This window comes from Roseibium sp. SCP14, assembly GCF_040329475.1.
Classification (GTDB): domain Bacteria; phylum Pseudomonadota; class Alphaproteobacteria; order Rhizobiales; family Stappiaceae; genus Roseibium.
Genome location: NZ_JBDZYH010000002.1, coordinates 134,414 through 153,735 on the forward strand (window position 1 = coordinate 134,414; position 19,322 = coordinate 153,735).

Annotated in this window: 21 protein-coding genes; 8 read left to right on the top strand and 13 right to left on the bottom strand. The window is 56.2% G+C overall.

From position 1 onward, the window contains the following. Positions 1-403 precede the first annotated feature (403 nt). Both msrP and ABLQ08_RS08095 read right to left on the bottom strand, forming a co-directional pair. Positions 404-1,366, bottom strand: coding sequence for a protein-methionine-sulfoxide reductase catalytic subunit MsrP (msrP, locus tag ABLQ08_RS08090; protein WP_352940652.1), 963 nt, complete (start codon positions 1,364-1,366; stop codon positions 404-406). A 263-nt stretch (positions 1,367-1,629) separates the two neighbouring features. After that, positions 1,630-3,693 (bottom strand): elongation factor G, encoded by a 2,064-nt coding sequence (locus ABLQ08_RS08095; RefSeq protein ID WP_352940653.1) that lies wholly within the window; start codon positions 3,691-3,693, stop codon positions 1,630-1,632. 477 nt (positions 3,694-4,170) lie between these two features. Between ABLQ08_RS08095 and ABLQ08_RS08100 the strand changes: the two genes are divergently transcribed. Further along, complete coding sequence (locus tag ABLQ08_RS08100; protein ID WP_352940654.1) at positions 4,171-4,470, top strand: hypothetical protein; 300 nt, start codon at positions 4,171-4,173, stop codon at positions 4,468-4,470. A 108-nt stretch (positions 4,471-4,578) separates the two neighbouring features. On the opposite strand, the gene ABLQ08_RS08105 is transcribed toward ABLQ08_RS08100, so the two are convergent. The 5 genes from ABLQ08_RS08105 to ABLQ08_RS08125 form a co-directional block, all read right to left on the bottom strand. Then, on the bottom strand, positions 4,579-5,058 hold the full coding sequence (locus ABLQ08_RS08105; RefSeq protein ID WP_352940655.1) for a DUF992 domain-containing protein: 480 nt from the start codon (positions 5,056-5,058) through the stop codon (positions 4,579-4,581). A 124-nt stretch (positions 5,059-5,182) separates the two neighbouring features. Next, positions 5,183-5,791, bottom strand: a complete 609-nt coding sequence (locus ABLQ08_RS08110; RefSeq protein WP_352940656.1) for a hypothetical protein — start codon at positions 5,789-5,791, stop codon at positions 5,183-5,185. A gap of 36 nt (positions 5,792-5,827) precedes the next feature. Further along, a complete protein-coding gene (locus ABLQ08_RS08115) occupies positions 5,828-6,253 on the bottom strand; it encodes a GFA family protein (protein WP_352940657.1) in 426 nt (141 codons plus the stop codon). A gap of 217 nt (positions 6,254-6,470) precedes the next feature. After that, the gene (locus ABLQ08_RS08120) at positions 6,471-7,670 is read right to left on the bottom strand and encodes a pyridoxal phosphate-dependent aminotransferase (RefSeq protein WP_352940658.1); all 1,200 of its coding nucleotides are present in this window, start codon (positions 7,668-7,670) and stop codon (positions 6,471-6,473) included. Positions 7,671-7,839: 169 nt separating this feature from the next. Next, positions 7,840-8,970, bottom strand: a complete 1,131-nt coding sequence (locus ABLQ08_RS08125) for a hypothetical protein (RefSeq protein WP_352940659.1) — start codon at positions 8,968-8,970, stop codon at positions 7,840-7,842. 324 nt (positions 8,971-9,294) lie between these two features. On the opposite strand from ABLQ08_RS08125, the gene ABLQ08_RS08130 reads away from it, so the two are divergent. Together ABLQ08_RS08130 and ABLQ08_RS08135 are read left to right on the top strand one after the other, a co-directional pair. Then, the gene (locus tag ABLQ08_RS08130) at positions 9,295-9,522 is read left to right on the top strand and encodes a hypothetical protein (protein ID WP_352940660.1); all 228 of its coding nucleotides are present in this window, start codon (positions 9,295-9,297) and stop codon (positions 9,520-9,522) included. 99 nt (positions 9,523-9,621) lie between these two features. Further along, positions 9,622-9,813, top strand: a complete 192-nt coding sequence (locus tag ABLQ08_RS08135) for a hypothetical protein (RefSeq protein WP_352940661.1) — start codon at positions 9,622-9,624, stop codon at positions 9,811-9,813. Positions 9,814-9,925: 112 nt separating this feature from the next. Here the strand turns inward: ABLQ08_RS08135 and ABLQ08_RS08140 are convergent, their stop codons facing one another. Beyond that, complete coding sequence (locus ABLQ08_RS08140; protein WP_352940662.1) at positions 9,926-10,357, bottom strand: YqaA family protein; 432 nt, start codon at positions 10,355-10,357, stop codon at positions 9,926-9,928. Positions 10,358-10,665: 308 nt separating this feature from the next. Continuing rightward, positions 10,666-10,977, bottom strand: coding sequence for a helix-turn-helix domain-containing protein (locus ABLQ08_RS08145; RefSeq protein WP_352940663.1), 312 nt, complete (start codon positions 10,975-10,977; stop codon positions 10,666-10,668). A 130-nt stretch (positions 10,978-11,107) separates the two neighbouring features. Between ABLQ08_RS08145 and ABLQ08_RS08150 the strand changes: the two genes are divergently transcribed. Further along, complete coding sequence (locus ABLQ08_RS08150; protein ID WP_352940664.1) at positions 11,108-12,547, top strand: helix-turn-helix domain-containing protein; 1,440 nt, start codon at positions 11,108-11,110, stop codon at positions 12,545-12,547. On the opposite strand, the gene ABLQ08_RS08155 is transcribed toward ABLQ08_RS08150, so the two are convergent. Then, positions 12,544-13,767: a LysR family transcriptional regulator gene (locus ABLQ08_RS08155; protein ID WP_352940665.1), complete on the bottom strand. Its 1,224-nt coding sequence runs from the start codon at positions 13,765-13,767 to the stop codon at positions 12,544-12,546. The two genes, ABLQ08_RS08150 and ABLQ08_RS08155, sit on opposite strands and share 4 nt — an antisense overlap. A gap of 119 nt (positions 13,768-13,886) precedes the next feature. Here ABLQ08_RS08155 and ABLQ08_RS08160 point away from each other — a divergent pair, with 119 nt between their 5' ends. The 4 genes from ABLQ08_RS08160 to ABLQ08_RS08175 all read left to right on the top strand — a co-directional run bounded on the left by ABLQ08_RS08160 (position 13,887) and on the right by ABLQ08_RS08175 (position 17,425). Further along, positions 13,887-14,621 (top strand): PIG-L deacetylase family protein, encoded by a 735-nt coding sequence (locus ABLQ08_RS08160; protein WP_352940666.1) that lies wholly within the window; start codon positions 13,887-13,889, stop codon positions 14,619-14,621. 108 nt (positions 14,622-14,729) lie between these two features. After that, positions 14,730-15,689 carry a VOC family protein gene (locus ABLQ08_RS08165; RefSeq protein ID WP_352940667.1) on the top strand — a complete coding sequence of 320 codons (960 nt, stop codon included), beginning with the start codon at positions 14,730-14,732 and terminating at the stop codon, positions 15,687-15,689. A 1-nt stretch (position 15,690) separates the two neighbouring features. Beyond that, entirely contained in the window at positions 15,691-16,362 is a 672-nt protein-coding gene (locus tag ABLQ08_RS08170) for a 4-carboxy-4-hydroxy-2-oxoadipate aldolase/oxaloacetate decarboxylase (protein ID WP_352940668.1), read from the top strand. After that, the gene (locus ABLQ08_RS08175; RefSeq protein ID WP_352940669.1) at positions 16,355-17,425 is read left to right on the top strand and encodes a 4-oxalomesaconate tautomerase; all 1,071 of its coding nucleotides are present in this window, start codon (positions 16,355-16,357) and stop codon (positions 17,423-17,425) included. Before ABLQ08_RS08170 ends, ABLQ08_RS08175 begins: the two co-directional genes overlap by 8 nt. Before the next feature lie 7 nt (positions 17,426-17,432). Here the strand turns inward: ABLQ08_RS08175 and ABLQ08_RS08180 are convergent, their stop codons facing one another. From ABLQ08_RS08180 to ABLQ08_RS08190, 3 genes are all read right to left on the bottom strand, one after another. Then, positions 17,433-17,933 (bottom strand): thioredoxin family protein, encoded by a 501-nt coding sequence (locus ABLQ08_RS08180; RefSeq protein ID WP_352940670.1) that lies wholly within the window; start codon positions 17,931-17,933, stop codon positions 17,433-17,435. 92 nt (positions 17,934-18,025) lie between these two features. Beyond that, on the bottom strand, positions 18,026-18,703 hold the full coding sequence (locus ABLQ08_RS08185; protein WP_417714903.1) for a L,D-transpeptidase: 678 nt from the start codon (positions 18,701-18,703) through the stop codon (positions 18,026-18,028). A gap of 24 nt (positions 18,704-18,727) precedes the next feature. Continuing rightward, positions 18,728-19,306: a L,D-transpeptidase gene (locus ABLQ08_RS08190; protein WP_352940672.1), complete on the bottom strand. Its 579-nt coding sequence runs from the start codon at positions 19,304-19,306 to the stop codon at positions 18,728-18,730. Between the last annotated feature and the right edge of the window lie 16 nt (positions 19,307-19,322).

Sequence of the window (19,322 nt, forward strand, 5' to 3'; positions counted from 1 at the left end):
AATGCAAAGCAATCTGGCTACCCTGTCATCAAGCCCGAGAGAATGCGAAAAACACAGGGTTTTAAATTATTTTCAGCAAAAAATGCACTCACACGGACCGAATGCCCATTAATCAATCAGTTAAAAAACAATGACTTAAGTGGAATGTAACAACAATTAGACACAGAATTGCAAAAATTGCATAGCAGGTCTGCACCACTGCCTCTTGTTTATGCAGCTTGTGCACTGCATATAAGCATCACTGTTGGTCAAGCGGACGTCACGTCCTCCTCCCAGTGATGTCCTGACCAGCTGTTCCCCTCTGGAAGGTGATTCCACTGTATTCAGTGAATCAATTCAAACTGCCGGGTCCTTAAGACCCGGCATTTTTTTTGCCTGCTCACCAGATCGGTGCGCCAATCAATCACATGAACAAAAGTTCGCCGGTCATGTTCTTGTAGATCCCGGCCACCTGCTCTTCATAGCCGTTGTAAAGAAGCGTATCTCGGCGTTCGTCCGTTCCAAGCAGTTTTTCACTCGCCTGCGGCCAGCGACGGTGTGGCACGGATGGGTTCACATTGGCCCAGAAACCATATTCCTTCGGCTGGATTTCTTCCCAGAAGCTGACCGGGCGCTGATCTGTGAATGAGATCCGAACAACGGACTTGATCGACTTGAAGCCATATTTCCAGGGAGTCACAAGCCGGATCGGCGCACCGAACTGCTTGGCCAACGGTTTGCCGTAGACACCGGTCGCCATGAATGCCAGTTCGTTTGTCGCCTCTTCCAGCGTCAAACCTTCCACATAGGGCCAAGGGTACCAGCTTTGCTTCTGTCCGCTTGCAACGGACGGGTCGAGGAATGTTTCAAATCGCAGATATTTTGCGCCAGTCTGCGGTCCGGCCAGCTTCACCAGTTCCGCAAGCGGGAACCCTGACCAGGGAACAGCCATCGACCAAGCTTCCACGCAGCGGTGACGGTAGAGACGTTCCTCCAAAGGCATTTTGGAGAGCAGCGTGTCTATATCGACGATCTGAGGATTATCGATCAGACCGTCCAGCGTGACCGTCCAGGGCCGGATTTCCAGCTTTTGCGCTGCCGGCCAAATCTGCTTGTGGGAACCGAACTCATAAAAGTTGTTGTATTTCGAGGCGAATTCTTCGGAGGTCAGATCCCGGTCAAGCGTAAAAGAGGCATTCCTTTTGACCGGGTACAGGCCGGCACTTGGATCCTCTTCCGCAAACGCAGGACGGATACCCAGACCGGTTCCCAGCAACGCACCACCTCCGGCGAGGCCAGCCAGGATCTGGCGGCGATTCAAAAACACGCTTTCCGGTGTTGCCTCACGCTCTGGAAGGGCCCAACTGCGTTTCTTGATAATGTTCATTCACAAAACTCCCGTTTGCCGAAGAGAGAACCGGAATCGGCCTTCAATGGCAAATAACGCCCTGGTGACCGGAGGCGGGAAACATGTGATCGGAAAATGTTTTGCACAGCCTCGTTGGGGGCTCCTGAAGTATCGATCCCTCCCTCGGCGACTCAGACCTGTTGTTTCTACGCCGGGCGAAACAAGCGAAGGCGCTGAAGAAGTCATTTCATCAAAAAAGAGGGGCCGAAGCCCCTCTTCACGTTTCTGCCTGTATTTGCGGATCACGCCGCCTGCTTACCCGATTTCTGCAAGGCCTGATCCGCGGCTTTGCCCGACAGCTCGGCCATGTGATCAAACTCGGTCGTGTAGCTGGCAACACCCGCTGTTGCAGAACGGAGTTCGATGATCAGATCGCCGATTTCCGCCTCCGGCATCAGGGCCTGCACCTCGTCCCAGCCTGGCCAGTTCGGTCTGGCATCAAAGCCGAGCAGTTGCCCACGCCTTGCCGACACAATGGCATTGACCTTGGCCGTCGCATCGTTGGGACAGGAGATGACGACTTTGTGGATCGGTTCCAGAAGCACCGGCTTGCAGTCCGGCAGGCCGTCACGGATCGCAAGGATGCCGGCCATCTTGAAGGCCTGATCTGAACTGTCGACCGAGTGATAGGACCCGTCCGTCAGACAGACGGAAATATCGACAACCGGGAAGCCAAAGTTGCCCTTGCCCAAGGCTTCCATCACACCATCCTTGACGGAGGGAATGTATTGCTTGGGCACAACACCTCCGGTGATCGTATCGGTGAATTGAAGTCCTTCACCGCGTGGAAGCGGCGCAATTTCCAGAACCACGTCCCCGAACTGCCCGTGGCCACCGGACTGTTTCTTGTGGCGCCCGCGCACCTTGGTCTTTGTCCGGATTGTTTCGGAATAGGGAACATGCGGCGTGTGAGCGGCAACGTTGAGGCCGTATTTTCCGGCAAGCCGCTCCTGCGCAACGCGCAAGTGCATTTCGCCCTGCCCGGCCAGAAGCGTTTCCGCGGTAGTCTGGTTCTGACTGATGGTCAGGGAAGGATCTTCCTCTATCAGCTTCGCCAGGGCAGCAGACAGCCGGACTTCATCCTTGCGTTCCGCGGCCGCAATTGCAGTTGCCAGCACCGGACTGCGCTTGTCCGCATCCTGCAGATTTGTGAGTTCGCCCTGATCCAGGCTGAGCAGATCTCCAGTCTTCACGTCATCAAGCCTGCCGAGCGCAACAAGATCTCCCTTGCCTGCCGTCGCTATTTTGCTGGCGGTCTGTCCAAAGACCGAAAACAGCCCTGAAACCTTGACCTCATCTCCGCCATTGAGGAACAGGCTGTCACCATCCGACACCTGACCGTCCAGAATACGTGCAACGGAAAGCTTGCCGCCATGCTGGGTGTGCAGGGTCTTGAGGACCTGCAATACAGCGCGCTGTTCGGTATCCATAACCCGCCGCGACAACAGGTCGACGCCCGGAGTTTCGTGCCGCAGGGCCTTCAACAAGCGGCTGACCCCGTTTCCATGCTCTGCGGAGCCGAAGAACACCGGACAGATCAGACCGTCCTGCATTTCGTTCACGAGATCGGCGAACACCTGGTCGCGGTCCGGCGCGATATCTTCAAGAAGCGCTTCCATCAGATCATCGTCATGATCGGCAAGATGCTCAAGCATCGTAAACCGGGCCTCATGCTCACGCGTGCGGTCCTCATCCGACATATCGATCTGAGTACTCGGTTCCTTTTCGTGATAGACATGCGCCCGCTCGAGCGCGAGGTCGATGAAGCCGGTCGCCTGACCGTCTTCCCAAATCGGTATCTGCCGCAGCACCAGCGGTACCGAAGATGCAGGCTGCAAAACGTTCAGCACATCGTGTACCCGGCGGGTGCTCTTGTCGATCTTGTTCAAAAACAAAACCCGCGGAATAGCGCGGGCTTCAAGAGCTTTCAGGATAAGCTGCAAGGCTGGAACCTTGCGTTCGTCGTCCTCAGCGACAACGACAGCCAGATCCGCTCCGCTCAGCGCTCCGTCCATTTCGCTCAAGAATTCAACCGATCCCGGACAATCGACAAATATGAACCGGTCCCCCAGATATTCTGCGTCCGCAATATTGACCTCGACGCTCATCCCATGAGCGCGGGCCTCCGGCGAAGCGTCACCCACCGTATTTCCGTCTGCAACGCTTCCTTGACGGGCCACTTTGTCCGTTCGCGCCAGCACGGCTTCAAGCAGGCTTGTCTTGCCGCTGCCGAACGGACCAACGAGGGCGATACAGCGCGGCGTGCTGCCGGCGGTGGATCCCTTTCCGTTTGTACTGATTGCCATAGTGTGTCTCCCGTGTGCTCGAGGAAATCCCCGTAACAACGCGGCATGGCCGGCGATGAAGGACGCGGGCCCGCCGCGTCTCGCCCGGATGGGATCGAAGGCCAAAAAACCCAGTACTTATCAGCACCAAGCCCCAATTCCATGGCACATCGACCTGGGGCGGTATTCCATCGTCGCGCCGATTGCAGGCCAAAGGCAAGGGAATTTTTTGTCGCAGTGCAAAAAGCTTCGCCCGAAGTCAGGAACATGTCAGAGACCGTAAGGTTTGACATGCCTGTGCTGCCAGCTCCCTCCGCACTTTCGCCAATGCAGGATTTTCCTTTTCCCTGAAGAAGAAGCCCTTGGCGATTTCCCTCGCCAAAGACAAGTCGGTCTATCCCGAATACCCCCTCTTCAGTCACCCACCGGTGACTTGCGGCGGCGGGCTCCCTATATTTCTTTCAGGATCCGATTGCAGTATCTGAAAAGGAGGAAGCCATGAGCTTCCGCAAGTTTCTATGGGCAGCGGCCCTTTCAGTCGTTCTGACGGGCTCAGCCCAGGCGCAGAACAATCAATTGCGCGGGCTTTCGCAGTCTACACCCAACAATTTGCCATCAGCCCAGCAGCAGCTCAATCAAAGCCTGAACAACCAGCAATCGAGCTTCTCGACCCGTCAGCAGATCGACAGCGCCAACAGGTTGAACCATACAAATCAGATCAACAGACTGAATGCGCAGCCCAGCACGACGGTCGCTCCTTGCGCGGGAGCCAACAGCGGTTGTCAGAACGCCCAGTAGCGCTGTCTGAGGCACTCTGGAAATTTTATCCGACGGGATTGGCGGTGAACGTTGTCCCCTTCCCCGGAACGCGAAAAAGGGGGCAACCGATAGCGCGCGCGCGCGAACCTAGTTGATACGCTCAAGCGTCAACTTGCTGACGCCAACCGTGAGGTTGGTACCGGTCTGGCTCTCCAGACTGAACGGGTTCAATGCGATGGAACGATCAAAGCCGCCAAGCAACGCGTTTGCCTTGATCCCTGCGCCGAGACTCGCACCCGCGGTCACACCGCCATAGGTTCCTGCAAGCAATCCGGGCTTGCGATTGGCGGACGGAGCCAGAACTCCCCAGACAAGCGTTGCTTCCTTGGTCTTGCCTATGTCGAGACCGTAATCCTTGACCTCGCCCTTATAGTGTTCGACGGCTCCCCCATCGACAGGTTTGAAGCTGCATCCAAGCGCTGCGGAAGAGCCGACTATGAAGTTGTGCTCCCCTTCCACCAGGCAGCTCAGAGTTCCGATTTCAACCTTCGGACTGTTTTCGCTTGCGAAAGCAGATCCGGTCGCGAACAGGACTGCGGTGGCAAGGGCCATGCTCAGAAAACGCATTTTGAAAATCTCCATATCAAGAGCGAACACCCGCACCCTAACAAGGTATGCGAGTAAAACCGTGATATGCATGCATCGCGTCAAAATCTGGGCAAGGTTTCCGGAATTGCGTTCAAGTGCCAATTCAGGCAGCTGAATCCGCCAGTTGCGGCTCGCTGGCCGTCAGTCCAGCCACAACAAGTCCGCGTTCCGAATGACTCTTGTCTACCAAACGCGCCAGCAGATAGCGGCGGCCACCAATCAGCAATGTCAAGGTCGCAACCACCGGCACGAGACTGTTTACCGGATTTGCAACAACCCACCCTGCACCAAGCGCTGTTATCGCCAGCATCAACAAGGAATAACGCCGCTGCTGGGAGCGTGGCATCTCCGGAAGACCGGCAAACCCGCCATTGGCAAAAAGCGTCTGAAGGACACCCGCAAGCAGAACTGTCACCAGTACTCCGCCGTGCGAATAGGTAATGAGCGTTTTTGCAAGCGCGGGATCGCCGAAACGGAACAGGCTCACAATAAGCGGTGTTGCGACAAGGATATGAGCATTTACTCCGAGAAGCACCGGATGCATGCGGGACTTCAAATGGAAGAATGCACCAAAAACAAAAAGTGCCAGGCCCGATCCGATCCAGCCGGCCAATTCCAGGTCACCCATCTGACGCCATAGCAAAATGAAGGCGATTGAAGGGAGCCCCTCCAACAAATCGGTGAACCACTGTTTTTGCTGAGAACGTTCCATGTACTGCTCCCGAAAACCCATTCCACACGGTCAAAGTCACTTTGGCGTTGCCGCAAACATGGCAATCACCTCTTCAGCCGTCATCTTTCTGGTTTCGTTGGAAAAATCGTAGAAATCCGGTTTGAAATCGGTAAACAGCTGCAACGAGAGCGCCATCATGGACTGGTCATCGAACAATCCGGCGGACATCTGGTAATCGCTGCTTCCCGAAATGCGGTAAAACAGGCTGGAACCGCACTTGTTGCAGAAACCGCGCTCGGCCCAGTCGGAGGATTTTATCCGGCTGACACTGTCCTCACGATCGAAGGAAACCCCTTCGCAGTTCAGCGACATGAAAGGCCCGGCTGACCAGCGGCGGCACATGTCACAGTGACAGGCAACCACACTCGGCTTCCTGGCGACCGCGGTGAAGCGAACCGCGCCACACATGCATTTTCCACTGAGATCCAACTTCTCGGTCATGAGTCTCCCTCCCCAGCCTCCCAGGAAAATTGCCTTGATGTTTCTCTGGTCGCAGGACCAAAACCTGAGCTGCCCTATTCACAGACAACTTGCTTTTGGCCAGCAGCCTAGACCGAGCCGAGATACCGTGTCAGCTTCTAATTGCAGATACGATGAGCACACATGAAAAAGGGCGGCCAATGCCGCCCTTCCAAATGCCTGGCCTGGTGCCGGATCTTTATTTCAGATTGCCGCAAAAACGCTGAATGCGCGTGCAGGCCTCTTCCAGTGCCTCGGTTGAAGTGGCGTAGGAGATACGGAAGTTCGGCCCCAGTCCGAATGCCGAACCATGCACCACCGCAACGCCTTCTGTTTCCAGGAGTTCGGTTACAAAGTCCGCGTCAGTCTCGATAACCTTGCCGGACGGCGCCGTCTTGCCGATCGTTCCGGCGCAGGACGGGAACACGTAGAATGCGCCTTCCGGAACCGGACAGCTGATGCCGTTGGCCTGATTGAGCATTGAAACGACAAGGTCGCGACGTCCCTTAAAGGTCTCGTTATTGGTCGGAATGAAGTCCTGGGTACCATTCAATGCTTCGACAGCCGCCCACTGGGCGATGGAACATGGGTTCGATGTCGACTGTGACTGGACCTTGGCCATTGCCTTGATCAGATCGGTCGGACCGCCTGCATATCCGATACGCCAACCGGTCATGGAGTACGCTTTGGAGACGCCGTTAACCGTCAGTGTACGGTCGTGGAGAGCGGGCTCGACCTGCGCTGGCGTGGTGAACTTGAAGTCGTCATAGACGAGATGCTCATACATGTCGTCGGTCATGACCCACACATGCGGATGCTTCATCAGAACATCCGTCAGAGCTTTCAGTTCCTCTTCGGTGTATGCCGCACCTGACGGGTTTGATGGCGAGTTGAAAATCAGCCATTTGGTGCGTGAAGTGATCGCCGCATCAAGTGCTTCCGGAGTGATCTTGAACGTGGACTTGTCCGCTTCCACGATGACCGGTTCGCCTCCAGCAAGCAGAACCATGTCCGGATAGCTCACCCAGTAAGGAGTCGGGATGATGACTTCGTCGCCAGGATTCAGCGTTGCGATAAGTGCATTGTAAAGCACCTGCTTGCCGCCGGTGCCCACAGTGATCTGATTGGTTTCGTAAGTGAGCCCGTTTTCCCGCTTGAACTTCTCCACGATCGCAGCTTTCAACTCGGGAATACCGTCCACGGCAGTGTATTTGGTCTTACCCTCGTTGATGGCCTTGATTGCGGCCGCCTTGATGTTTTCAGGCGTATCGAAATCCGGCTCGCCAGCACCAAGGCCGATCACGTCGCGGCCTGCGGCTTTCAGCTCGCGTGCCTTGTTGGTGACAGCGATGGTCGCAGAAGGTTGTACACGCGCCAATGCGTCAGCAAGAAAGCCCATAATGTCCTCCAGGGGGAAACGGGAATAACAGCGCGCGGACCCTAGAACCGTGTGCCTGCGAAGACAAGTCCCAATAGGCCGTCTTTCGAGCCGGCAAAGCAGTTTTTTGGCGCCGCATAACGATAAATCGTTCCAACAGGCTCCCTTACGGCAGGACCTGACGCTTTCGTTAGCTGCGCGTTTCCAGAATCAGCTTCGGCTCGTTCTGGTCTTCATCGACGAGACTGCACTTGAAACGCTTCTTCTTTGTCTGCCCGTTCAGGACATTCACCGGAACCGACAGGGGTACGTCCGAGCCTTGTTTTGCCGCGCCAAGCAGCGAGGAATAGTTGCTCGGATGCAGCAGCATTTCGGTGATCGGCCGGCTGTCCAGAACCTCCGACGTCAAGTGATAGGTTTTCATAGCTGCCTTGTTGGCAGCAATGATCATTCTGGACTTCACATTAACCACCAGGATAGGCGCGCTGCAGATCTCGAAAACCTTGGCAAAGTCCACGTCTCCACCGACATGGCCGGCGGAAAACAGCACACCACCAACCGTGCCGCCGATGCGGAAATACATGGCGTCATAGTTGAGATCGAGACTGTCGTTTGTCGCGAGCAGAAACTTGCCCCGGCCCGTGGCACTTGCGCGCCGCGTCAGGGCGGCCAGGGTCAGAGATACGATTGTCCGCCCGACCCTGTTTTGAATATGGGCAATGTTCCTGCCGATAATCAGCCGCCGATCATCGATCTGGAAACTCTTGACGAAACCGTCGCTGGCAAAACGGACATATCCGAAATTGTCGACAAGCAGGACCACCCTGGTCGAGGAGGCAACAAAATGCTGCAGGATTGGAGCAAGGCCCAGTACGATCCGGCCGGGATTGTCATCATCTTCGCCGATTGACGGGAAACAGATCGCAAGAATGCGTCCATCCGGCAACTCGTAGCGATACGCCACGATCGGAACACCCGGGATCCGGTGATCCGGTCCACCGCCGACATCGAAAGGCCCTGCCTTTCCTTCCCGAATGGCCCCTTGCACAAGCCGCAGGACGTTTTTCCTGTCTTCGGGTGACAAATGCCGCAAGGCTTCATTGTGCGGCGCTTCCTGCAGGTCTTTGACTTCGCTGTTGAAACTCTGCGAGCCGACTTCATGCCAGAGGATGGTTTTGCGGCTGATATCGGCAATGAAGAACTGCAATCCGGCCAGAGACAGAGCAGGACCATCGCCATCGGATTTCCGCTCATGCTTTGTAGGCGTCACAGGGTTCTGGGGCTTTACGGCCAAAGCGCTCTGCTCTGCGTTGAGTGTCATTCCGTGTTTGACCTGTAATTGCCTATTTCTCACTTTTGGCGAGTATCTCCAGCAAAAGCAAACAAACACTAAAACAACACTTTAAAAACTTGAAAAATTAATGCAAATACCAAGATTAACGTCGCGTAATCCTGCGTTTACAGGGGTAGAATATTGCCATTTTTACCAAGCGACATTTTCCTGAACCTCTCAAGGGTGGCAGTCCAGGAAGTTCTAAACCTGCCCCAAAATTGCCATAAAATCACTCGGCGAGAGCCAGAATCAAGACTGCCTGAAGGCGCATTTAAAGCGTCTAATACGCACCATCTAAAGATGGAGGCACCTATGCAGTTTTTGAGTTCGGGCGTTTCATCTCAGACAACATCCAACACAAGCTTCCCACCGGTATTGCTCTTCATGCTGGCCGCGGTCCTCTTGGTGGTGATGAGCTTTGCGCTTGTTCCTGCCCTGGTCCTGCCGCTGATTGCTTTTGTCGCAATGGTAGGGGTGACCCGGCTGCTCGGTCTGCGTCTCTACAGGGACCTCACACAGGCGTCGAAAAGAGGCCGTTAAGTAAGCACGTCTGCACGCCGCGGACCTTGAACAGCAATTTTGAAGCAATTGGTATTTGCCATGGCAAACGATAAGAAAACAAATCGTCGAAAGACGTCCGTGCACAAACGTGAATTACAGGAGGCCCGCCCTCTCCTGCAGGCAATCGTTGTAGGACTTTTGTTGGCCACCGGCCTGATGGCCGCAGCTGCAATGGCCAATCCTGAAGCAGAAAGACAGGCAACACAGGAACCCATCGTTCTGGAGGCCGACCCACTAACGGAAAAAGCTCCTGACATTCATACGCCCTGATCGGGCAGAAGTTCCTCCCCCGATCGGGATGCGTTTTCTCAAGAGTGAAAAGCGCTCCATTGATCGGCTTGAGCGTTTCGCTACCGTGTCTGATCCACCGGTGCGAAACGCTCTAGAATACATTCATGGCAATCAGCGCAACAACAATGTAGCGGCCGGTCTTGGCGATGGCCACCAGGACGAAGAACGGCCAGAATGGTTCCTTCAGAACCCCGGCTGCCAATGTCAATGGATCTCCTATGACAGGAGCCCAGCTGAGAAGAAGGCTCCAGCGCCCGTAACGGTGATACCACTTCGTCGCCTTCTCCAGCTTGTCGGCCTTGACCGGAAACCAGGATGCGTCGGAAAAGCGAACCGCTCCGCGCCCAATCGCCCAATTCACGACCGAACCAAGCGTATTGCCAAGACTTGCGGCAAAGATCAGGAGAACCACAGGTTCGGTCTTCAGATAAATCAGGCTGGAAAGTCCAAGTTCGGATTGCGCAGGCAGCAAAGTTGCCGCCAGGAACGAAATACCGAAAAGACCCAGTAGGGAGCTGCTCATTTAGGGTGGTTCGGGCGCCAGGGGTTGATCAAGTTGAAGAACCGCCGGTTAATCCCAGCTAACCGAATTCGTCAAGTCTCCCGGCGCTTGTCTTCAACCACGAGCAACACTTCTTTCCTGCTCGACACGCTTCAGCCGCAGCTTCCCATCCCTAAGGCGGAAGAAATCAAAGTGGCCCTGGATAACGCATTACTCATCCATTGGGCGGAGCAAACAGTTCGCCCGGAAAGCCAGTCAACTTCCCGGGCGTCTCAAGCAGAATTGTCTGTTTGTATCCGTTGCGATGGGGCCTGCTGAAAGGATTTGGCCTAAGCCGCGCAGGCAGCTGAATTGCGAAAGATCGCGCTGTTGGCCGCGACGATCGCAACCGCATTCATTCTGTTCTTTGCGCCCAATCGTGTGATGGCATTGCGGATATGCACTTTCACGGTCGCTGTCGAAACGTCCAGCTCATAAGCAATCTGCTTGTTCACCTTTCCCTCGGCCAGCATCAGCATGATTTCCAACTGGCGGGGCGTCATACGTTCGCTCAAATTGATCGGCCAAAGGATGTTGCGAGCGATTGGCTTGTTCTGTCCGGTCTGGGCGGTGCTGGTATCTAGGGCAAAATGAGCAGTCATCACTCTGTTCCTGTCCTTCAAGGTCCGTCGTTGATGAGGGGACTGTTCACCAAAGAGCTTATATTGTAAAATGTAAAAATGCAGACTGCATAATGCTAATATTTTGCAATTTGACGATCTGGGACACATCGTGAGCAAGAAACTCTATTCCGGTCACACCCTCAAGCAGATCCGATCCGACTTCGGACTGTCGCAAACCGAATTTGCCAAAAAGATCGGTCTGTCAACTGCTTACGTCAACCAGATCGAAAACAACAACCGCCCCGTGACCGCCTCTGTCCTGCTGACCATCAATCGAATTTTCGGTGTCGACCTGGCAGCATTCGAGAAAAACGACCTGGACCGGGTCGTCCAGGATCTGCAGGAAGTTTTTGCAGATACGCAATTTCACAGCTCGTCAGTCAGCAGACAGGAAATACAGGAACTGGTCACCCGCGCACCCGGAATCACAAAGGTGATAATGGACCTTTACGGCGCGCTCAGAAACTACCATGACCGGGATGCGATTGAAGATGAACTCGTTCACACCGGGGGCGCTGAGGAAAGCGGGTCGGGCATTCGCATGTCTGCATACGACGAAGTGCGGGACTACTTTCACTACACCGACAATTATGTCGACTCGCTCGACCGGGCCGCGGAGAAGCTTGCTTACGAAATCAGCCTGCACAACTGCCCGAGCAAATTCGACAGATTGACCGGTTGGCTGAAAAAGAAATTCGACATTGCCGTCGAACAGCATGGCGACTACCAGGGCACCCTGATCCGGCAGGAAGATTACACCCGGAAAATCTCCGTCTACCGGGCCGCCCCGCAATCGACCAAGAACTTTCTGCTCGGGTCGGTGATCGCAGAGCTTTGCGTAAAGGATCTCATTTCGGAAGAAGTTGAGCGCGCCAAGTTCAAGACGAGGTCGGCCGAAAGCATTGCCCGGCTTGCTCTGCGCAACTACTTCTCCGGGGCTCTGCTCCTTCCCTATGACGATTTCCTGCGCGCGGCTGCCAAGTGCCGGCATGATATCCAGCTGCTGTCAAACACCATGGATGCCAGCATCGAAACCATCTGCCATCGCCTGTCGACATTGCAGCGACCGGGTGCGAACGGGTTGCCCTTTTACTTCGTCAAGATCGACCGCGCTGGTAACGTGGTCAAAAGGCACAGCGCCACCCGTTTCCAGTTCGCCCGCTTCGGCGGCTCCTGTCCGCGCTGGAACGTACATCAGGCGTTTGAGCAGAACTCCAACAAATTCACCTCACAGGTGGCACAGATGCCCGATGGAGTTCAGTATCTGTGCATTGCCACCAGCATCACCAAACATCAGGCCGATTACAGCACCGGTGAACGCCGCTATGCTCTGGGTATCGGCTGTGAGGTCAAATATGCCGATGCCATTGTCTATGCGGACGGACTGGCGGTGGACGAGGTTTCCGAGCCCGAACCGATTGGTGTGAACTGCCGCATCTGCCCCAGGGACAATTGCGACCAGCGCGCCTTCCCGGCCATCGACAAGGAGCCTTTCATCGACCCAGGTCAGCGCGGGATCGTGCCCTACCGCGTCAAGACCACGGACTAGGTCAACACGCCCGCTGCTTCTCGCAAATATTCAGCGAACCGACTGTGCATCGGTGTCGGCCTCCAACCAGTCCGTGTTGTGATGCCGATTGGACGCTCGATATCGGGAAGATTGTACGGAATTCGGATAACATGGCCGCTGTCGACATCATCCCGCATCTGATGAACCGAGATTAACGCCAGACGGTCACTCCCCCTGAGCACGCCTCTCATGAGAATGAGTGAACCCGTATCGACCAGCTGCTCGACCGGTTCCTTGCCCGCCTCTCTGAACAACTTCTCGAACTGGCGTCTCGTCGGCGTCCCGTTCCTGGGCACAACCCAGGGAAAAGATGCAAGATCGTCAATTTCTGTGCTGCGGCGGCCTGCAAGCGGATGTCCCGCACGCGCAAAAATTCCCAGGCGATCCGAGAACAGAACTTTCTGCTCCACATCCTCAATAGGTCGCGGAAAGCGCAAGGCACCGATCATGAGATCGATCTCACCGTGACGCAGACCGTGAAGAAGATCTTCGTAAGGCCCGTCAACCACGCTGATCTGTACCGACGGATGCGCTGCAGTCAGGGCATTGATCGCCTGAGGAAGCAAACGACTGCGCGCCAAAGGCAGGCTACCAACAATAATACGTGTCGATTCAACACCTCTGGTCGCGTCTATTTCCTCAAACGCGTGCTTCAGCTCCGCGTAAGCGAGTTTGGAATATTGGGCAAGCACCTTTGCCGCATCGGTCAGGTCGATACCCTGTCTTGAAGCAACGAAAAGGTCCAATCCCGTCACAACCTCAAGGTCTCGGGCAACCCGATGCAACGAGGGTTGGGAAATACCAATGTGACGCGCAGCCAATGAAAAGTTTCCGGAATGCTCGACAGCGAGCAAGGCCCTGAGCTGCGTGCTCGTGATCAGTTGGTCAAAGTTTCCACTCCCGGGCCCACCGCTTCGCGCCTGTTTTTTGAATGCCAGTGCGCAGCCTTCACCGATCAGTTCGAGCGCCCGGTGCCCCCGCGCTCGGAGGAGTTCGCCCGCTTCGGTAGCAAACATGCCCTTGCTGCGCCGATCGAACAGCCTTTGCTGAAAGATTGCTTCGAGTTTGGCAATCGCCTGAGTGATGGCCGGTTGCGAAAGATTGACGACTCCGGCCGCTACGGACACGCCCCGTCCCTTCACAACCTCAAGGAAAACTCGAAGGTGTTTCAGATTAAGAAGCTCGCGTCCTCTTGCCATTTTCCTCTCACTTGTTTGCCTATCTATAGTATTTTCTTATCGAAACTATAGTCAATTGAAATGGTTTTTTCCCGGCAGTTGAGAAAGGATCAGACGCAAGAAAAGCACAAGGAGGCCCCATGCCGGACCGCAAAACAGCTCTCGTGATCAGTGCACATGCCGCCGACTTTGTCTGGCGCTGCGGCGGCGCAATCGCGCTCCATCAGAAGCAGGGTTATGAAGTCACCGTTGTTTGCCTGTCCTACGGTGAGCGCGGGGAAAGTGCCAATCTCTGGAAAGAACCCGGCATGAGCCTGGAAAAAGTAAAGACCGCACGCCGGAGCGAAGCCGAAAGGGCCGCTGAAGCGCTGAACGTGCATGACATTCAGTTCATGGACCTCGGCGATTATCCGCTTCACGTTGACGCCGAAGCGAAGGACAGGCTGGTCGATACCCTTCGCCGCGTGCGGCCGGAATTCATGCTCAGTCACTCCAAATACGACCCTTACAACACGGACCACATGTACGCGACGCAGATCGCAATGGAAGTTCGCATGATCGCTCAAGCCTGGGGTCACAAGCCTGGTGAACAGGTCTTGGGCGCACCGCAGCTTTATCTGTTCGAGCCCCATCAGACCGAACAGATGGACTGGGTCCCGAATGTCTTTCTCGACATCACCGAAGTCTGGGAAAACAAACGGGCCGCCATCGAATGCATGGAGGGCCAGCATCACCTGTGGGCCTACTACACCAATGTCGCAGAAAACCGGGCCAATCATTTCCGGCGAAATTCCGGCGGTCAGGCCGGTGGTCGGCCGGCCAAATATGCGGAAGGCTTCCAGGCGATCTATCCACGCTGTGTCGACCGGCTTTAGCCCGCGATTTCACGCCGAACTCGCACGCTGAGGTCAGGCAGCCAGGTCCAGGTCCTGTCCAACACACGCTGCCGGACCTCTTTCCAGTTCAAACCCAGAGGAACCATTATGGCCGAGCCCTGTTCCGACATTGCCCATCTGGCTCATGTCGAAGTATTGACCGACAAGTTCGAGGAAAGTCTCGATTTTTTCACCCGCGTCTATGGATTGACCCTGTCTGGCCTGGATGAAAATTCCGCCTATCTCAGAGCCTGGGACGACTATGAATTTCACTCCTTGAAACTCACCCGCAGTGACAGGACCGGTGTGGGGCATGTTTCCTATAGGGTGTCGTCTACCGAAGCCCTGCAGCGCAGGATCGAAGCGATCGAGACCAGCAAATACAAAATCATTGGCTGGGTTGAAGGCGACATGGGGCATGGCCGTGCCTTCCGCTTCGAGGACCCGTTTGGCCACGTTTTTGAAATCTACTGGGACACGGTCAAGTACCGCCCTGGCGAGACAGACGTTCCGGCCCTGAAGAACAATGCCAGCCGTTTTCATGCGAACGGTGCCTGTCCGCGTCGCCTCGATCATCTCAATCTCTTGTCGGACGATGTCACAGAATTCCGGGATTTCATGATCACCTGCCTCGGCGCACGTGTGACTGAATACATCCAACTCGACAATGGCCGCCTGGGAGGTTGCTGGTTTACGGTCAACAACAAGACCTACGACCTGGCCTGTACCGAGGAACATGGTGGCGGCAACGGACGGCTGCACCACGTCACCTATGCCACGGACCAGCGTGAGGACATTCTGCGCGCGGCCGACATATTTCTCGAAAACGGTGTCTTCATCGAAACGGGTCCGCACAAGCATGCGGTCCAGGGCACGTTCTTTCTCTATGTCTGGGAGCCTGCCGGCAACCGGGTGGAGCTTGCCAACTCCGGAGCGCGGTTGATCCTCGCTCCGGATTGGGAGCCGATCTGCTGGACGGAGACTGACCGGAAGAAGGGCCAGGCGTGGGGTCTCAAGACCATCGAGAGTTTTCACACACACGGCACACCTCCAACCGGAGACCGATGACATGACGATAGTCGTTCAGAACATCGAACGCGCCGATCCCGCGATCGTCTCGTCGCTCGGCAAGACAGGTGTTGCGACGGTGCACGAAGCCCAGGGACGGAGCGGGCTGATGAACTCCACAATCCGGCCGATCTGGCCGGGTGCAAGGGTTGCCGGATCCGCCGTCACGATTTCCGCTCCTCCGGGCGACAACTGGATGATCCACGTGGCTATCGAACAGCTCCGGGAGGGAGATGTCCTGGTGCTCGCGCCGACCGCGCCCTGCGACATGGGTTACTTCGGCGACCTTCTCGCAACCTCTGCCATGGCGCGAGGTTGCAAGGCGCTCGTCATCGATGCCGGTGTTCGGGATGTCCTCGACTTGAAGGAAATGGGTTTCGCGGTCTGGTCTTCTGCCATCTCGGCACAGGGAACCGTCAAGGAAACACTTGGCTCAGTCAACGTTCCGGTGACCTGTGCCGGAGCAATCGTTCATCCCGGTGATGTCATCGTCGCCGACGATGACGGGGTCTGTGTTGTGCCGCGCCAGGACGCCGCCGCCGTTCATTCCGCCGCTGAACGGCGGACCGCCCAGGAAGAGGAAAAGCGCAAGCGGCTCGCCTCGGGTGAACTCGGGCTCGATATCTATGACATGCGCCCACGCCTTCAGGACAAAGGTCTCAATTATGTCTGACTCGGTGTGCGGCGGCATTCCCTGCTTGTGGATGCGCGGGGGCACCTCAAAGGGAGTTTTTTTCAGAGCTGCCGATCTGCCGGATGACGAGAAAACCCGCAATGCGTTGCTGCTCAGGATCATGGGATCTCCAGACCCCGCGCAGATCGATGGCATAGGCGGCGGTGATCCGCTCACCTCGAAAGTCGCTATCTTGTATCCGTCCTCGAGACCGGACGCCGATATCGACTACCTGTTCCTGCAGGTTTTCGTCGACCAGCCGCTTGTTGTGGACACGCAGGGCTGCGGCAACATTCTGGCAGCTGTTGGCCCGGCAGCGATCGAGCTCGGTCTATTCCCGGCAAGGGAAACAGAAACCGTCTTGCGCATACACATGATGAATACCGGCGAAACAGCCACCGCCAGAATAAAGACGCCGGGCGGGATCGTATCTTATGAAGGCTCTGCCTCGATTGATGGCGTACCGGCCAACCATGCCCCCATCCCGCTCCTGTTTGAAGATCTTGCCGGCTCGATGTGCGGATCACTCCTGCCGACCGGGAGCGTGATCGATCAAATCGAAGGGTTTGGATGCACGCTGATCGACAATGGCATGCCCTGCGTCATTCTGCAGGCAGAAGATTTCGGCATCAGTGGCAACGAGAGCCGTGAGTATCTCGATTCCAATGCCGACCTGAAAACCAGGCTCGAAGCCATCCGACTGACTGCCGGTCGATTGATGGGACTGGAGGATGTCAGGCAAAAGAGCATTCCGAAAATGGTACTCGTTGCCCCACCGGAAAATGGCGGCGTGATCTCGACCAGAAGCTTCATTCCCCATCGGTGCCACGCCTCAATTGGCGTCTTCGCCGCCATAAGCGTTGCGACGGCCTGCCTTCTTGAAGGCTCGCCCGCCAGCCTTGTTGCCAGGCTGCCCGAAAATGAAACCTTCAGGATCGAGCACCCGAGCGGTGCGGCGGACGTGCTTCTCACATTGGAAGAAGACCGCTCCGTCGCATCCGCCGGAGTGTTGCGCACTGCACGCAAACTCATGAGCGGAAACGTCTTTCCGGGACCGGAATAATCTCTCGCTAGCCCGACAGCAAGCCCCGGAAAGCATCACGAAGCTGGTATGAGCCGCGTTGCCCTTGCAGGACATCCTGCAGCTCGCCCTTTTCATCAAACAGCAACAGCGTTACGTGCTGAACCCCATAACGGTTGGCGAAGCTGCGTCCCTTCTGCGTTCTGATATTGGCAACCACATAGTTCAGCTCGCCATCCTCGAACATGGCCAGCGCCTCTCGCGTTTCCTTTTGCAATGCTCGGCACAAGGAGCATTGCGGATCGTGGATCTGCACGATGGTCGGTCTGCCGTTGCCGACACGCGTCAGGTCATGTTCATGCCTTGCACTCAGAACGTTTTGTGCAAAGACATAACCGCTGCCGCCGACCAGAGCAGCACCTATGACAATATTGCGCGTCAATCGCAGGAAACGACGACGGCTCGGGTCAGCATTCGCCTCCGGACCGGGCCGTTTATCCTGTTTGTTTTTTCTTGCCTGCTGGCGGAGAGACTTCCTCTGCTTTTTCATAAAATCACCTGTCGAAATCTGTTCGCACCTCCTGCGCTCGTTCATGCCAGGCAAAACCGAGCCGCAGGCCGGGCTGAATATCCAAAGACCTGTCAGGTCACCACGATGGAGGCGCCGGAGCGGACTCGATCGTAAAGGTCGATGACATCCTGATTGATCAACCGCACGCAGCCGGAGGACACAGCCTTGCCGATCGAGGCCGGTTCGTTGGTGCCGTGCAGGCGGTAAAGGGTGTCGACATTGCCCTGGAAGATGTACAGGGCCCGTGCACCGAGCGGGTTACCGAGGCCGGGAGCCATTCCACCGTTATCGGCACTGTAGGGCGCCAGCTCAGGTTGCCGGGCAATCATCTCATCCGGGGGCGTCCAGGTCGGCCATGGTCGTTTCCAGGCGATCCGCGCCCGCCCTGACCATTCGAACCCTTGACGCCCGAGTCCCACTCCGTACCGCATCGCGGTACCGCTCGGTTCCACCAGATAGAGATAGAACGAGCTTGTATCGACGACTACGGTTCCCGGCTCCTCGTCCGTCCGATAGGCAACGCGCTGCCGCCTGAACTCAGGTGCCAGAACTCTGGGGTCGATTGCAGGTAGCGGGAACTCTTCTTGCGGGCGCGGGCCATAGTTCAACAGGAAGCTGCTGTCGACCTGTGGCTGAACCGGCTCGGGTGCCGGCGGCAGCGTTGCTGAAGTTGTGCAGCCTGCCAGAGCCAGTGCAGCCGTGCTGAAAGCCCCGGACAAGACCTGCCGGCGTGTCACGATTTTTTCCATCGAAGTCGTATCCAGATCGCCGGGTTAAATCACAACAACCACGGTTCCGAGCGGAACCCGATCATAAAGGTCGATGACATGGTCATTGATCATGCGGATACAGCCGTTTGAAACGGACCGGCCGATGGATTGCGGTTCTGTTGTACCGTGGATCCGGTACATGGTGTCCCGCCCCCCTTTGTACAGATAGAGCGCACGCGCACCGAGCGGATTGTTGATGCCACCAGGTACGCCATCGGCATAGCGCGCATATTTGTGCGGTTCTCGCCGGATCATGTTCTTTGTCGGCGTCCAGCGTGGCCACTCCGCCTTGCGCTCGACGGTTGCGATGCCCTTGAACTTGCGCCCGGCCTTGCCCACTCCGACGCCATAGCGCCGTGCCTGGCCCCAGCCTTCCACCAGATAGAGAAAATGGTTGCGCGGATCGACCACGATGGTACCGCGCCGATATTGCATCGGGAAATAAACACGTTGCGGCACGTATTGTGGATCGAGCTTGAAGTTCTTCCTGAATTTGGCGCTGTGATGCGCATCAGCTTCGCCCGGACGTGCAAAGGCCAACGCGGCCGCGCCTCCAAGCAGCAAAAATCGTCTGGTTAACACCGTTAATCTCCTGAAT

Bases quoted from the DNA above. Each gene is read 5' to 3' on its own strand.
- msrP (WP_352940652.1), bottom strand. From the start codon at position 1,366: ATGAACATTATCAAGAAACGCAGTTGGGCCCTTCCAGAGCGTGAGGCA.
- ABLQ08_RS08095 (WP_352940653.1), bottom strand. From the start codon at position 3,693: ATGGCAATCAGTACAAACGGAAAGGGATCCACCGCCGGCAGCACGCCG.
- ABLQ08_RS08100 (WP_352940654.1), top strand. From the start codon at position 4,171: ATGAGCTTCCGCAAGTTTCTATGGGCAGCGGCCCTTTCAGTCGTTCTG.
- ABLQ08_RS08105 (WP_352940655.1), bottom strand. From the start codon at position 5,058: ATGCGTTTTCTGAGCATGGCCCTTGCCACCGCAGTCCTGTTCGCGACC.
- ABLQ08_RS08110 (WP_352940656.1), bottom strand. From the start codon at position 5,791: ATGGAACGTTCTCAGCAAAAACAGTGGTTCACCGATTTGTTGGAGGGG.
- ABLQ08_RS08115 (WP_352940657.1), bottom strand. From the start codon at position 6,253: ATGACCGAGAAGTTGGATCTCAGTGGAAAATGCATGTGTGGCGCGGTT.
- ABLQ08_RS08120 (WP_352940658.1), bottom strand. From the start codon at position 7,670: ATGGGCTTTCTTGCTGACGCATTGGCGCGTGTACAACCTTCTGCGACC.
- ABLQ08_RS08125 (WP_352940659.1), bottom strand. From the start codon at position 8,970: ATGACACTCAACGCAGAGCAGAGCGCTTTGGCCGTAAAGCCCCAGAAC.
- ABLQ08_RS08130 (WP_352940660.1), top strand. From the start codon at position 9,295: ATGCAGTTTTTGAGTTCGGGCGTTTCATCTCAGACAACATCCAACACA.
- ABLQ08_RS08140 (WP_352940662.1), bottom strand. From the start codon at position 10,357: ATGAGCAGCTCCCTACTGGGTCTTTTCGGTATTTCGTTCCTGGCGGCA.
- ABLQ08_RS08145 (WP_352940663.1), bottom strand. From the start codon at position 10,977: ATGACTGCTCATTTTGCCCTAGATACCAGCACCGCCCAGACCGGACAG.
- ABLQ08_RS08155 (WP_352940665.1), bottom strand. From the start codon at position 13,767: ATGGCAAGAGGACGCGAGCTTCTTAATCTGAAACACCTTCGAGTTTTC.
- ABLQ08_RS08160 (WP_352940666.1), top strand. From the start codon at position 13,887: ATGCCGGACCGCAAAACAGCTCTCGTGATCAGTGCACATGCCGCCGAC.
- ABLQ08_RS08165 (WP_352940667.1), top strand. From the start codon at position 14,730: ATGGCCGAGCCCTGTTCCGACATTGCCCATCTGGCTCATGTCGAAGTA.
- ABLQ08_RS08170 (WP_352940668.1), top strand. From the start codon at position 15,691: ATGACGATAGTCGTTCAGAACATCGAACGCGCCGATCCCGCGATCGTC.
- ABLQ08_RS08175 (WP_352940669.1), top strand. From the start codon at position 16,355: ATGTCTGACTCGGTGTGCGGCGGCATTCCCTGCTTGTGGATGCGCGGG.
- ABLQ08_RS08180 (WP_352940670.1), bottom strand. From the start codon at position 17,933: ATGAAAAAGCAGAGGAAGTCTCTCCGCCAGCAGGCAAGAAAAAACAAA.
- ABLQ08_RS08185 (WP_417714903.1), bottom strand. From the start codon at position 18,703: ATGGAAAAAATCGTGACACGCCGGCAGGTCTTGTCCGGGGCTTTCAGC.